Annotated in this window: 15 protein-coding genes; 8 read left to right on the top strand and 7 right to left on the bottom strand. The window is 37.4% G+C overall.

From position 1 onward, the window contains the following. Positions 1–391, bottom strand: a 391-nt coding sequence (locus ACDQ55_RS21245; RefSeq protein WP_420983655.1) for a helix-turn-helix domain-containing protein, incomplete at its 3' end; no start/stop codon positions are given. A 263-nt stretch (positions 392–654) separates the two neighbouring features. On the opposite strand from ACDQ55_RS21245, the gene ACDQ55_RS21240 reads away from it, so the two are divergent. Beyond that, entirely contained in the window at positions 655–1,212 is a 558-nt protein-coding gene (locus ACDQ55_RS21240) for a hypothetical protein (RefSeq protein WP_420983654.1), read from the top strand. A 717-nt stretch (positions 1,213–1,929) separates the two neighbouring features. Here the strand turns inward: ACDQ55_RS21240 and ACDQ55_RS21235 are convergent. Next, positions 1,930–2,943, bottom strand: a complete 1,014-nt coding sequence (locus ACDQ55_RS21235) for a helix-turn-helix domain-containing protein (protein WP_420983653.1) — start codon at positions 2,941–2,943, stop codon at positions 1,930–1,932. A 630-nt stretch (positions 2,944–3,573) separates the two neighbouring features. Between ACDQ55_RS21235 and ACDQ55_RS21230 the strand changes: the two genes are divergently transcribed. The 3 genes from ACDQ55_RS21230 to ACDQ55_RS21220 all read left to right on the top strand — a co-directional run bounded on the left by ACDQ55_RS21230 (position 3,574) and on the right by ACDQ55_RS21220 (position 5,035). Next, complete coding sequence (locus tag ACDQ55_RS21230; RefSeq protein ID WP_420983652.1) at positions 3,574–3,822, top strand: hypothetical protein; 249 nt, start codon at positions 3,574–3,576, stop codon at positions 3,820–3,822. A gap of 225 nt (positions 3,823–4,047) precedes the next feature. Further along, entirely contained in the window at positions 4,048–4,581 is a 534-nt protein-coding gene (locus ACDQ55_RS21225; RefSeq protein WP_420983651.1) for a hypothetical protein, read from the top strand. A 19-nt stretch (positions 4,582–4,600) separates the two neighbouring features. Next, positions 4,601–5,035: a DUF6908 domain-containing protein gene (locus ACDQ55_RS21220; RefSeq protein ID WP_420983650.1), complete on the top strand. Its 435-nt coding sequence runs from the start codon at positions 4,601–4,603 to the stop codon at positions 5,033–5,035. A gap of 49 nt (positions 5,036–5,084) precedes the next feature. On the opposite strand, the gene ACDQ55_RS21215 is transcribed toward ACDQ55_RS21220, so the two are convergent. Next, positions 5,085–5,426, bottom strand: coding sequence for a hypothetical protein (locus ACDQ55_RS21215; RefSeq protein ID WP_420983649.1), 342 nt, complete (start codon positions 5,424–5,426; stop codon positions 5,085–5,087). A 9-nt stretch (positions 5,427–5,435) separates the two neighbouring features. Then, complete coding sequence (locus ACDQ55_RS21210) at positions 5,436–5,720, bottom strand: hypothetical protein (RefSeq protein ID WP_420983648.1); 285 nt, start codon at positions 5,718–5,720, stop codon at positions 5,436–5,438. Positions 5,721–5,888: 168 nt separating this feature from the next. Here ACDQ55_RS21210 and ACDQ55_RS21205 point away from each other — a divergent pair, with 168 nt between their 5' ends. From ACDQ55_RS21205 to mobC, 4 genes are all read left to right on the top strand, one after another. Continuing rightward, entirely contained in the window at positions 5,889–6,770 is an 882-nt protein-coding gene (locus tag ACDQ55_RS21205; RefSeq protein ID WP_420983647.1) for a toprim domain-containing protein, read from the top strand. Between the two features lie 265 nt (positions 6,771–7,035). After that, on the top strand, positions 7,036–7,425 hold the full coding sequence (locus ACDQ55_RS21200) for a plasmid mobilization protein (protein WP_420983646.1): 390 nt from the start codon (positions 7,036–7,038) through the stop codon (positions 7,423–7,425). Then, on the top strand, positions 7,413–8,639 hold the full coding sequence (locus ACDQ55_RS21195; RefSeq protein ID WP_420983645.1) for a relaxase/mobilization nuclease domain-containing protein: 1,227 nt from the start codon (positions 7,413–7,415) through the stop codon (positions 8,637–8,639). Before ACDQ55_RS21200 ends, ACDQ55_RS21195 begins: the two co-directional genes overlap by 13 nt. Positions 8,640–8,660: 21 nt before the next feature. Continuing rightward, the gene (gene mobC, locus ACDQ55_RS21190) at positions 8,661–10,643 is read left to right on the top strand and encodes a conjugal transfer protein MobC (RefSeq protein ID WP_420983644.1); all 1,983 of its coding nucleotides are present in this window, start codon (positions 8,661–8,663) and stop codon (positions 10,641–10,643) included. Between the two features lie 402 nt (positions 10,644–11,045). On the opposite strand, the gene ACDQ55_RS21185 is transcribed toward mobC, so the two are convergent. The 3 genes from ACDQ55_RS21185 to ACDQ55_RS21175 form a co-directional block, all read right to left on the bottom strand. Then, a complete protein-coding gene (locus ACDQ55_RS21185; RefSeq protein WP_420983643.1) occupies positions 11,046–12,125 on the bottom strand; it encodes a hypothetical protein in 1,080 nt (359 codons plus the stop codon). 8 nt (positions 12,126–12,133) lie between these two features. Then, complete coding sequence (locus tag ACDQ55_RS21180; RefSeq protein ID WP_420983642.1) at positions 12,134–12,616, bottom strand: hypothetical protein; 483 nt, start codon at positions 12,614–12,616, stop codon at positions 12,134–12,136. Further along, a partial coding sequence (locus ACDQ55_RS21175) for a hypothetical protein (RefSeq protein WP_420983641.1) occupies positions 12,606–13,189 on the bottom strand: 584 nt, incomplete at its 5' end. The genes ACDQ55_RS21175 and ACDQ55_RS21180, both read right to left, overlap by 11 nt.

Genomic DNA, 13,189 nt, shown 5'->3' with positions numbered 1-13,189 from the left:
AATTATTTTTTTTCAATAATTCGACTTTCTCTCTTTCACTTTGCAATAACCGTTCGTACAGTTCAACTATTTTTTCAATCGGGTTGAATTGTTGGGCGATAGATGTTGAATTATCTGAAAAAGTATTGTCCCGAATATTGTTGATGTTATAAATAGCGTTACTTTCATCAAACTCTCTAATCATATCAGGAGATACTCCCAGAGCAGCAGCGGCTCTTTCCAGTTTATCTTCTTCAATATTTTCCTGCTGTTCCATTTTTGATATATCTTGTTGATTTAAGTTTAAAGCTGCGGCCAATGTTTCTTGTTTAACGCCCAAATAAACCCTTATTCTTTGAAGATTTTTTCCGGCATGTCTTACTCTCTTATACTCTTTAATTTCTGTTTTCATAATAAGTAGTTGTTTTTAAAAGTACGTAAAAGTCAAATAAAATCCTATAAAAGTCAACCCAAATTTACGCAAAAAAAGTAAAGATTGACCTAACTTGCTTTCAGAATTATTGGTAGCTCCTATTGGTAGATGGAAACATGAGCTGGAACTATATGACAACATGATTGGACCCTGACATATCTAATTACATAAAATGGCTACACGTCAATTAATACCTAATGTATTGGGGGATTTTTTAATAGCCATATAATATAATAAACTACATGAAAGTGATCTTTTTCATAGCACTGGCTCTCCTAGGGCCGATAAAACATTGCTTTGTCCAGGATTTAATCTTAACCCCTGTGGGTAACCAGTCTTTGATGGTAGGAGATACCGTGTTTGATATTGTTTTTTTTAATGCCATTAACTATCCGCTTGGGCCTACTGCCAGGCCGAACGATTTTACCAGAGAATTGGTAATCCTGGATTTTAGGGCTACCTGGTACATGGCCTCAATTCCTAAACAGGATACACTGCAACAGCAACTTAAAGACAAGGTAGCTTTTATTTTGGTCAACAGCATTACAGGAACCCTAGATAGCAGTTGCAAGGTTGATGCTTTTTTCAACCATGCTACAACTTTCAGGCTGATTACTATCATTGAGAATAGAGCAGCTCGCAAGCTGTTTCATATCTATTTTTCACACTATGTTGGGATTAGTCCCGGTAGAACCATACTAGCCATCACCAATGAAGAAGCGATAACAAAGAGAAGTATTCAGGTGGCCCTTCATGATAATAGGATAGGTATTCCTAAAAAGATAGATAGGCAAGGGTAGCCTATTTTATAAATTTTCATCATCTAACAATATCAAATAAATGGAGTGAATAAGGAGGATGGTAATATAACTTTTACCTGTAGTAAGGTTGCAGGAGAGACTTATACGTCATTTTCGAATACTGGATACTTGCTCTACCTATTCCAACCAACGTTCTTCAACAATGGGGCGTATAGCAAAATCCACTAATGAAACAAGGCCAGATTTTTATCTGGCCTTTTCTTTTTCGCAATTAATTCTCTGATTAGAGAATGTATTTTCAGCACCGAAATATGAGCTATTGAGCCACTAAGTGTTGCACTAATGTTTATTCCATCCAGTTCTGTAGGAGCCGAAGGGGTGTCTACGTAGTCGTCTGTTCCTTTTACCCGGCAATCTTTCTCATTGATATTATTGCAAAGGGAAGACTTTGGCTTCTATACTCCCAATAGGAATTGATTGTGTTTTGTACATTGTATAGATCAAAAATTTCATACAATCACTTTTAAATGAAGTAATCCTATCCGTACAACTTTATCCAGTTATGACCTACTGTTTTACAATAAATGTTCAGATGATTAAAACAATTTCCTATCTGTTATATTAAAGTTGACATTCTTGCTATTGGAAATCCTAAACTACATAATAAGCTGCTTCTCTACGTTAAAAATACTAACGTAATTAAACGCAACCAACGGGCGTTGATGTAAATTGCTTTTTTGACACATCTTATTATTTTTAGATAACATCTCCTGGGATTAAATCCCAAAGGCACTGGAATAATATCAATGCTGGAAGGTTTCGCCATTCAGATAACCTTATGTTCTCAATTCGATAGAATGCTCGCCGCAGATTATTGTACGTGCGAAAACCACTGCGTACGGATACTACTGACAATGGAACATCTGGCTCATTGAGCATGATATCCTTTGCAGCTTTAATTCGTTCATACATCAGAAGGCGATAGGGAGTAACATTGAATATCTGTCGGAATTTATATTTAAAATCAGTAGTGTTCATTCTGGCCTCTTTTGCCCACTGCCGTAGGGACATGCTTTCGTTATATTGCGACCTGATAAGTTCGCGCACCTTGTATAAGTTTTCAACTTGGTCGTAGGTTATCTTCTTGTCGTATTCATCATTTTGGGAGAGTGCCGTGATAATCTGCCCAACAATTTCCTGTGCAACATTTTCCTTGGTTGGATCGAGCAGCAGATATTCCATTTTGTCCAGAAGAAGATAACCACCCCAGGCTGGCTTTTCGCTTACCCATCCGTGCTTGTTCTGTTCAACGGCTGAAAATAACGTCTGAAAAGCCTTGCTCCTCATCTTGATATTTTGTAAGAGAATCGGAGATACCTGCATATCCACTACTTCGTATACCTGATCTTTTTTTAAATAAAACTCTACATCAGTTATTGGTGCATAAGAAAAAATAGCCTGCCCTTGCATAATTCCAAACAATCTGCCATTTGCTACATGAGTAATATGCTTTTTTAGCATAAGTCTAAATCCTATCCATTTTTTATTTCTTTTGACTCGCAATGAAATATTTTCATTGGGAATATATATGCTTTTCCAGATAGTGAAATGTTTTTGCTCTATCTGTTGGTAAAAGAATGTGCCGAAGCTATTCATAGATTCGTAAGCATGGCCACCTGGAATATAGAATGGTGGTGATAGTAAAGATGCTTTAGAGTCGTATTGGGCGAAGTTAATTGCCCCATGTGTTTTTTCGAATAAGGAAAACATAACAAGGAGGTTTAATATTAAATTATCGAATTAAAATTATATCATTGACTATAGCTAGGCCATTTTGGGCATATGATGGATTATCCTGTAATGACCATCTAAGTTTTAAATTTACTAAACTGAATCAAATGTAACAATACATCGTCATATGATGTGTGTGTAAAGTTGTCTTGTTTCGATTTTCTTCTCTATCTGCATATGCTATTTATGTATTAAATATACTGTTTTATAGTTAGGATGGTTAATTAACTATTTTTAATATATTCTGAATCTGAATATAGATATAGTATCTATTGCATCGCACTTTTATACTTTCTCTTCTCTATCCACCTCTGTTGATCTTATGAAGGATAATTTTAATTATTCTCGTTTTATCATTACTCATTTCACGATACTATTTTCTGACGATATGAAATTTATCGTATTGTTTACTTACGAGCCTACGAACGACTGCACTCCGCTATCGCTTCGTTTGCAAGTTGGACAAAAAAAATCTCCACCCTTCGGGTAGTATTTTTTTTGTCCAATCGTTCTCCGGCCTCCAGTAAACAATGGGCAGCGTTGCTGGCGAAAAAGAAAGAACGCGGCGAAATAATAAAGCCGCAATTGTAAACCTTAAACTTTTTTGTTATGCAAGTACCCAGTAATTTATCTGCTATTGCTACAATCGTTCGTAAGGATTGGAAAAATATTTATTACGGTGCCATACCCTATTTGGAAGTAATGGCAACCCTTGATAGTATTGATGATCATTTTTATGATGATTCTGCGCGAAGTATCGTAATATGCTTTCTTGCTAATGCTCACCATTGGCACGGAGAAACTGCCAAAGCGGTAAAAGAGAAACTAAACCAGCTCCTTAAAGGAAATATACGTTAGCCACCTGCGGGTGGTGACGCCCGCTTTTACTCACTTTTAAAACCTTTGGAAAATGACAACTAATCAACTTGAACGCTTGATGCGCCTTTCATGGGAAATCCAACGTCGCCGGCATTCTACACGGTCTAAATCCCTGCTTTCTGCATGGGCAATATTTCACAATGAAGATATAACAAACCTAAACCTTCCTTATGTCTAGGAAGCTATAAATAAAGTCAAATAGCGATGAAATACTTTAATAACTGTAATACCATAGAAGAAGTAAAGACACTGTATAAGAAACTGGCAAAGGAAAATCATCCGGATATGGGCGGCGATACTGCCACCATGCAGGAAATAAGTACAGAGTATGCTTTTGCTTGTGTATTTATCGCAAAAGGAGCTGGGTTAAATGATGCGGAAATAGATCAGGAGTTGAAACTATCGGAAGAATATAAGGCAATAATCGAAAAAATTATAAGCCTACCCGGTATTCATATTGAGCTTGTCGGTAACTGGATATGGATCACCGGTAATACGAAACCAGTACATAAACAACTTTTGGGTGCCAAATTTCGGATTGCTAAAAAAAGGTTGCTTGGTATTACAGAAACGAAGCATTTAGGGCCAGGGGGAGAGGCTCATCACTCGATGAAATACGTCGAAAATATGGGTTTCATACCATTCAATCTAAAGGTAAAAAATCCATTGATAAAGAATAAAACAATACATGGGGCGGTGAGTTTGGCGCCACTTATTCTTCTGCTATCATTTTTTTAACTAAAAGAAATTAATACTCATGGAAAAATTAAATGCAACATCTACACGTATTTTCATCCGCTTAATGGAAAAAATGGGTGATAAAGAGCAAATTAGGATTGAATCCGGTGGATTTATGCCTCTTAGCATGGAGATAATAAACAAAGACATCGCTACGCCCGTAGGGGAATCTACACTATATAGTGTGTGCCATTACTACGAGCTTAACAGTGATTTAATGCGTGACCCTGAAATGTGCTTTGTGGTAGTTGATTTACGTACAGAGCCAAAAGATTACAAGCATTTGTATATCTTCCCGCAGCTATACCGTCAGGATGATATGGGTATATATCAAGAATGTGTCAATATTGAAAATAACAAAATGGTATCCTTCATTCCTGGATGGCAACATCAACATTGCCAGTTTGCAAACATCTGGTTAAATAACATCCGGCGGCAGGGTTTTTTGCACTAATTGGCTATCGAAGGCGTCACTGGTAATAGTGACGCCATTCTCTTTATTTCTAACCTTCTGCGTATCGTATTGCTTCTACAGTTATCTTTTCTTTTCGTAAGCCTATCCTTAGTTCATAGATACAGTCTATCTGACAGAATGAGAAATCAATTTGGTCTTTATTGATCTGATAGTTTTTTAATCGCGGATTCAGCAATACTGTCAGCAGAAATTTTTTTCCATCATTTTGTGAAAAATACCCATTAATACCCATAACTTTCTTTGCCCATATTTTAAAATCCAATCTGGCAATTACCAAGCCGACGGGAACGTATGCTGCTTCAAACCTGTATTCCTTCGGCTGGTATCCTTTGGTAATCGCAGTTTCCCATGCCATGACATTGTTCTTCATAATTACAGCCTATTTTGTCATTAAAGAGCTGATCTTTTCATTCAATTCTGTTAACCCTGATTTTTTTAAAAGTTCCCCAGATATGCCTTGAATGGATTCCAGCGTTTGCTGATCAATACTACTTAGTATCCCGCCTTTACCATCTTCCCAGCTGTCTATTCCCACGTCAATGATTTTTGAAAGCAGTAATATTTGCTTGCGCGGAAGATGTAAGGAAATCTTTACTACGTCGTTCATTCCGGGAGTAGCCAGCAAAGTTTCATATACAATAGCTACATCTTTAGTACTTAACATAAGTAACCCATTTTAGTTATGAATTCATATTTCAACGTCAAAATTATTATTCAGTAGCACCAAAAGCTATTTTCACCTATTTCCTTATTTGCAGGGGTATAGTTGACGTTGTGATACGTGTCTACATTTGTGATGTCATCGTATTGTGTAGTTTGAAAAATGTGTGTTATGACAATTGCTGAAGCAAAAGAAATTGACATGGTTGATTACTTGGCTAGACTTGGATTTCAACCTGTGAAAGTATCGGAACCGCATTACTGGTATAATTCCCCGCTCCGATCTGAAAAGACCCCCTCATTTAAGATTAACCGGATATTGAATAAATGGAAGGATTGGGGGAGTGGGGAAGGCGGTAATATTATTGATTTTGGTATACTGTACCACAAATGTAATGTGGCTGACTTTCTAAAGAGGCTACAAGGAAATGTTCCTTTAATTGTAAACAACAGGCCGAGGCATGAACAGAACCCAAAAGATATTCAACCTGAAATCAAGGTACTTAAAGTTAAACCTATTACCTCCCTTCCTTTACTAAAATACCTAGAGCAGCGTTCCATCCCAGTTATGATAGCTGATAAGTACTTGAAGGAAGTAAGCTATGAACTAAGAGATAAAATTTACTATGCCCTGGGTTTTAAAAATGATCAGGGTGGATATGAGTTGAGAAACCAATATATTAAAGCTGCTAGCTCTCCGAAAACCAGTACTTACTTCGATAATGGGGAAAAAGAAATGGCAGTGTTTGAGGGCTTTTTTAACTTCCTTTCTTTTCAGGCATTATACCAGGGGCAAGAGCAAACAAAGCGTAATTTCCTAGTACTCAATTCACTTTCTTTTTTCAATAAAAATTTGTCCATCATGCAAGCTCACGAGCGAGTGAAGCTATATCTTGACAACGACAATGAGGGGCATAAATTCACCTCAAAGGCACTGAAGATCGACTGCCATAAATTCAGTGACGAAAGGCAATTGTACCAAAATTACGAAGACCTTAACGATTGGATTGTGAACATCGGTTCTCCGCGTCATCAGCAGCGTCCCAAGCCCTAGTTTATCCTATTCAACGAGGCTTTTAGCCTATCATTGTGAACAGTCATTTTTTTGATGCTACTATAGTTTTTGATGCTACCATAGAAACTATAGGCTGGATGCCATAAATTTCCGGGATTGTCTGCTGCGCCACAATCGGCCAGATGTACGGTTGTCGCACAAAGTGCTCCAACCGAATCTGGCCGCCCTTCCTCCGAAGTCGGGGGCGGTGAGTTTTGGACAGGGAAAAAGTTGTTTTTTATAGATGTGATAAAATGTAATTGTGATGACAGAACCAAAAATTAATCGCACTAAGCACCTGCATGTGCGTTTTACTGATGAGGAATTTCATAAAATATCCTCTCAGTTTTCCGGCTCTACCTGCCGGAAATTGAGTGAATATATACGCAAAAAATTACTTGATAAATCTATAAAGATTTATCACCGCAATCAGTCCTTAGATGACTTAATGGCAGTCCTTATTTTGTTGAAAGATGAATTAAATGCCATCGCTAATAACTATAACCAGGTAGTAAAAAAGCTGCATACTATGGATGATTGTGCCGACCTCACCGCATGGCTTCCACTTCATGAAGTAGGGTGTAAAATTCTTTCTGACAAAATCACGGAAATAAAGTCGAGAATTAATCAAATCAATGACCAATGGTTGCAGTAATTAACGCCAGTAGATCATTAAGTAATGTGCTTCACTATAATGAGAATAAAGTAAAACAGTCAGTTGCAGAATTGATTCACTCCAAGAATTATGCTAAGGATACTGAACGGCTTGGATTCACTGATAAAATAAGAACGTTACAGCGGCTCACAGAGCTGAATACACGAACAAAGGTTAACAGCATTCATATATCGCTCAATTTTGACCCGTCTGAAAATATAGACAATTCTACCCTTCAGAAAATCGCTGATCAGTATATGCAGAAAATTGGCTTCGGTGAGCAGCCATATTTGGTGTATAAGCATACAGATGCTAGCCATCCGCATATCCATATTGTTACTACCAATATTCAACGAAACGGTAAACGGATTGAGCTGCATAACATTGGAAAAATAAAGTCAGAACCGGCTCGAAAGGAAATTGAAAATATGTTTCAGTTGGTCAAAGCAGATTTGCGTCGGTGCAATCGTCGGTACGAAATAAAACCGATAAACTCGGAGAAAGTAATTTACGGTAAATCTGCTAAATCAGGTACGAAGAGAGCCATAACAAATGTGCTAGATAACGTTTTGCCGAAATATAAATACACCTCTTTGCCGGAACTCAATGCTATACTTAGGCAATACAATGTGCTGGCAGATCAAGGGGGAAAAGAATCCCGAATTTATAAAAATGGTGGGCTTGTGTATCGTGTCCTGAATGAGCGCGGTGATAAAGTTGGTGTTCCTATTCCCGCTAGTCATATATATAACAAACCCACTTTAAAGAAACTTCAACAATATTTTGAGGTCAATCATGGCCTTCGCAACAAGTATAAGATGAGGATGCAAAATGCTGTAGATTTTGCGATCGCAAAAAGACCTGGTCTTTCCGTGGCTGACTTGAAAGATTCTCTTCACAAAGAGAAAATTAATCTTGTCATCCGGCAGAATGACCAGGGAATCATTTATGGCCTCACTTATGTTGATCACCTTACAAAATGTGTTTTTAACGGAAGTGATTTAGGAAAACCATATAGTGCCAACCGGATACAGGAGCGTTGCAAAAAATCGATATTACCCACCCAACAACAGGGTATGCCGCAGTTAGAGGCTGAGCAGTCTAATACAATTGTATCGGCCGTAGAATCACTGTTTGCTCCTGAAAAGGAAGCCACGCCAGGAAGTGAATTTGACGAAAGAAAGCGTAAACGCCGGAAAAGATTTTTTCATTAAAAAAAATAAAATACTATGTCGATGAGAACAGGTGAAAATGAACAGGGGTTGAAGAAGATCATTGATCTGATCAGAATGATAGCTATCGTCATCCTTCTGATTCATTGCTATTACAACTGCTATCAAGTATTTCAACAAAAGGGATGGACTAGTGGTATTTCTGATCAACTCTTAAAGAATATTGCTCATACCGGTTTATTAAGCGGATACTTCAAAAGTAAGCTAATTGCCCTCGGACTGTTGCTATTATCACTGCTTGGTGTAAGAGGGAGCAAGGATGAAAAATCAGACTATCGTTCAGGTATCGGGTTGTTACTGGCTGGTCTGATATTATATTTTATCAGTGGCTTGATTCTAATGGCGGAGGCATTAGACCAGCAGGTCATCGCTGCTGGTTATCTGCTCTTAAACGGTATTGCCTTTATAACTATCATCACGGGCGGAAGTGTAGTAGCGCGTTCGATAAAAAAAAAATTGAGTAGTGATATTTTCAATACGGATAATGAAACTTTCCCACAGCAAGAGCGCCTTATCACGAATGAATTTTCCATCAACATTCCTGCCTACTACTATTATAAAGGTAAGCAGAAGGATAGCTGGCTTAATTTTATTCAACCTGCCCGTGGGGTTCTATGTGTCGGCTCTCCAGGTGCTGGTAAAAGCAGGTTTTTCGTTGAGCCAGCAATACGACAATTGATCAGTAAAGGTCATGCTCTCTGTCTGTATGATTTCAAGTATCCTGATCTTTCCTTGATTGCCTATAATGCTTACTTGAAACACCAGGCGAGCTATGAAGTAAAACCCGGTTTCTACGTTATCAACTTCGATGATTTACCTCATAGTCACCGCTGTAATCCTTTGTATCCAGGAGGTATGACGGATATAACTGATGCAGTAGAGGCTGCCAGGATACTTATGCTCGGAACGAACAGATCGTGGTTGAAAAAGCAGGGAGATTTTTTTGTAGAATCAGCCATCAATTTTGTTATTTCTATTATTTGGTTTTTGCGAAAATTTGAAAGTGGCCAGTTTTGCACGTTGCCCCATGTCATAGAGCTGATGCAGGTTAAGATGGATAAACTGTTTACTGTACTGCAAACGGAACCTGAAATTTCTGCTTATCTCCAGCCATTTATTTCAGCCTATATTGAGAATACGATGGAACAACTGGAAGGACAGCTCGATGCCGCCAAAATTGGCCTTGCTCGACTTTCTTCGCCAACTATCTATTACATTATGTCAGGTGACGACTTTACTTTAGATATTAATAATCCCTTTGCGCCAAAGCTTTTATGTTTGGCCAATAATCCACAGAAACAAGAAGTTTATGGCCCGGTGTTATCCTTATATATGACACGCCTTAGCAAGATCATTAATCAACCAAAAAAAACGAAGTGTGGAGTGGTACTGGATGAATTTCCTACACTTACGTTTTTGGGGTTAGACGTTCAAATTGCCAGTGCGCGTTCAAATCTTGTGTCCACTATTCTTGCGATGCAATCTGATCATCAGTTGAAACTTACTTATGGTAAGGAATGGGCGGATGTTGTGTTGAATATATGTGGAAATATCATGATTGGGCAGACAAGTGGCGATCTGGCAAAATCAATCTCTGAACGTTTAGGAAAAACACTCCAAGATCGGGAAAGTATTTCTATCAATAGCAGTGACACCTCTATTTCCAGGTCGAAGCAACTTGAAATGGCAGTGCCGGTTAGTACTATTTCCAGTCTGTCAAGCGGTGAATTTGTGGGAATGGTCGCAGACTCTCCAGATCAACCCATAAAGTTGAAAAGGTTTCACGCGCATGTAAAGGTAGATAGTGCTGCTTTGAAGAAGGAAAAGGATTCCTACTTGCCATTACCGGTTGTGAAACCTGTAACCCAAAAGGATATTATGGATAATTACCTCATCATTAAGCAAGACGTACAAGATATTATAGAATCTGTCTTGCAGACTGTTTTGAATGACCCGTCACAGGATAATTTGATTGTGAAAAAATAGGTTATAGATATCATGTATATTCCCCGTGAGGATGATTTTAAAAGGTGGATAAGAGAAGTGGATACATTAGCTGTATTTAAAAGAGGATATAGTGAATAGTCTGGCGTAAGATTTTTTTATTGTCAGAAAAAGGAAGTTGCAGCATGAGTTGATGAAACGTGCGGACTTCCTTTTTATAAGTAGGGCGAGTTTATTTTTCTATAGTCAGAAGTGATATAATATTATGAGGGAGAAATGGATAAATCAGCTTCTATTATATATCCTCAATCACATGGGATGGCAACTAACAGTAAAATGCAGAAATGGAAGGAAAATATTTTGTGACAGATAATTTCATTCCACCGTGCGAGAGGTGTGGTAGGGAGGTTCCTACTATGGACCAATAGAATTGGCATTACATTACTAATTAGTGCTTAATCCTTCCCATATTTTTTTGTTTGAAAACTTTTCGCTCTCACGGATTACTGATTGAAGCCAGTTTATATACATTTGTTCTGGCATTTCCCGGTATCCAAGATCAATTAGTTTACCATATATGGATGTCATTTTAGCATAGGTTTCAGTAGTCTGGATTTGTTTAATTGTGTCTTTGGACTGTTTTGCATAGATTCTTTTCAAGACTTCTGCTTTCAATAGTAGTGCTTGTACATTTTGGGAATGTTGTTGAAGCACAAAATCACAGCAGCGTAATATATATCCATCCTCATAATTATTTACCTGCCGCTCATAGCCTTTCGCCAGATCGAGTAAACACATAGCGATTGCCTGCTTATTGCTAAGCGTATCCATGTAAATGCCACTTCGAATAGCTTCCAGAGAAATATAGCCTGATGCAGTGATCCAAGCATCTATTGGGAAGTTTCCGGATGTTAGCTCTGTATTATACCAACCGCTTTTCTTACAGCGATTCTTAATGTAGATATGATTGGGGGCCAACGTTAGCCAGCAGCTGGAGTTAAGCTCGTCAGCAAGTATCTTATAAAGATAAGGAAGGCTATGGCAATTACCTTTATGAGTGATAAGCAGTTTAGAAACAAACATATTGCTCCAATCCCGGTGCCCGAAAAAATCTTCAAAGTTATACGTATATGGCAAATTAGCTATATCTGTGCTGCCGGAAACAATCATACGAACAGTATCTTTCATCACGTTATAGATAGCATAGTTTGATTGTAGATTGATACTGTCGGAATAATGATAGCCCTGGATTGGATTAGCAAGAACCCACTTCTGGCAAAGAAAGGTTAAGTGTTCAATATAATTATCAAATTCTTGATAATCAAGTTGGTTGCCTTGATAGGTATATTCGGTAATAAAAACCGCCTTTTTAAAGGCTTTAGGAATGTCACTGTATACTAACATTTTGATCATCATGAAAGCCGTATCATAATTGGCTTTTATAGAAGTAGTATTTTGCGCTTGTAAGAATTGAATGCTTGTAAAAAAGAGTAAAAGAGAAATATAAATTTTTTTTGGCATCATTATTTTAGTCAATTTAAAAAATGTTTAACAGTATCCGGCTCCAACGTTACAATCCTACGTGAATTCTCAATGGGTATGTATCCGAATTTATATGGTACTTTTAATTTCTTAAGCGAATCTTCTGATATATTAGAGGGGAAAGGTGCCGATAGCTGTAATATATATTTTTCAAAGCCAGGAATAACTTTTATACTTGTATCAATAATAGGTTTACCATGAAAGATTGTCTTTAATGATACCACTCCTCCGTTTTTTATTCTGGCTTTTAGGTATTTTTCGTAGTTATATTTTTCTTTATTTTGATAGGCCGAGTCCGAAAATATTAATTCATTATTGAACGTTATTAAAAGTTTTTCCCTTGGATACAACAAATATATACGGAGGTTAATATTGGCATCAATTTTATCTGTTTCGTACGACCGTTGTTTACAACTGTCCAAAGACAGTAATGCAATTAATAATAGTAAAGGGAATGAATATTTATTTAACATTAAAAAGGTTGTTGATTCTTTGGAGTATGGCTCTGGCAGATACATCACTATTATTATTTAAATTGCCTTGATTATAATTTTCAATTACTTGATTTCCTTGACCGGGTGTTGAGGTTGGATTATTCATAAAATATTGTTGTAATTGCTTTTTATCACCCCACGGAAAATTTGCGGCTGCCCTGGATGGATAATTCATAAAATTGGCCTCTATATCCATCTCATTGCCTGGATTTGAATATCCCTGAAGGTTTACTGGTACCTGTTTGCCATTCATGAAAGTTTCTGCTTTATCAAATTCAAAGGGATGAAGTAATCCGCCTGTATGACCAATCTCATGTGTTAAAGCTCCTTGAGCTTGAGCAATACCGGTTTTAGAATCAAAAACTTTAGCATTCATCGCAATGTATTTTCCTCCTAAGAGGCTTTCGCCTCCCGTATATTGGTCCTTTGATTTTGCAAAATAAGAGGGGTCTTTAATCTCAATTAAATGTTCATTGCTTTTAAGATCATCCATAGAACTTATCTGCCGCAAATTCATAGTTGCTGTCACATTGTTTTTTCCAAAAAGCTTCT

The sequence above is a fragment of the Chitinophaga sp. 30R24 genome, assembly GCF_049056765.1.
In the GTDB taxonomy this organism is placed as follows: Bacteria; Bacteroidota; Bacteroidia; order Chitinophagales; family Chitinophagaceae; genus Chitinophaga.
This window is presented reverse-complemented; position numbering and strand designations above follow the sequence as displayed.

What these genes read in the sequence shown, in the direction of transcription:
- ACDQ55_RS21240 (WP_420983654.1), top strand. Translation starts at nt 655, where the DNA reads ATGAAAGTGATCTTTTTCATAGCACTGGCTCTCCTAGGGCCGATAAAA.
- ACDQ55_RS21235 (WP_420983653.1), bottom strand. Translation starts at nt 2,943, where the DNA reads ATGTTTTCCTTATTCGAAAAAACACATGGGGCAATTAACTTCGCCCAA.
- ACDQ55_RS21230 (WP_420983652.1), top strand. Translation starts at nt 3,574, where the DNA reads ATGCAAGTACCCAGTAATTTATCTGCTATTGCTACAATCGTTCGTAAG.
- ACDQ55_RS21225 (WP_420983651.1), top strand. Translation starts at nt 4,048, where the DNA reads ATGAAATACTTTAATAACTGTAATACCATAGAAGAAGTAAAGACACTG.
- ACDQ55_RS21220 (WP_420983650.1), top strand. Translation starts at nt 4,601, where the DNA reads ATGGAAAAATTAAATGCAACATCTACACGTATTTTCATCCGCTTAATG.
- ACDQ55_RS21215 (WP_420983649.1), bottom strand. Translation starts at nt 5,426, where the DNA reads ATGAAGAACAATGTCATGGCATGGGAAACTGCGATTACCAAAGGATAC.
- ACDQ55_RS21210 (WP_420983648.1), bottom strand. Translation starts at nt 5,720, where the DNA reads ATGTTAAGTACTAAAGATGTAGCTATTGTATATGAAACTTTGCTGGCT.
- ACDQ55_RS21205 (WP_420983647.1), top strand. Translation starts at nt 5,889, where the DNA reads ATGACAATTGCTGAAGCAAAAGAAATTGACATGGTTGATTACTTGGCT.
- ACDQ55_RS21200 (WP_420983646.1), top strand. Translation starts at nt 7,036, where the DNA reads ATGACAGAACCAAAAATTAATCGCACTAAGCACCTGCATGTGCGTTTT.
- ACDQ55_RS21195 (WP_420983645.1), top strand. Translation starts at nt 7,413, where the DNA reads ATGGTTGCAGTAATTAACGCCAGTAGATCATTAAGTAATGTGCTTCAC.
- mobC (WP_420983644.1), top strand. Translation starts at nt 8,661, where the DNA reads ATGAGAACAGGTGAAAATGAACAGGGGTTGAAGAAGATCATTGATCTG.
- ACDQ55_RS21185 (WP_420983643.1), bottom strand. Translation starts at nt 12,125, where the DNA reads ATGATGCCAAAAAAAATTTATATTTCTCTTTTACTCTTTTTTACAAGC.
- ACDQ55_RS21180 (WP_420983642.1), bottom strand. Translation starts at nt 12,616, where the DNA reads ATGTTAAATAAATATTCATTCCCTTTACTATTATTAATTGCATTACTG.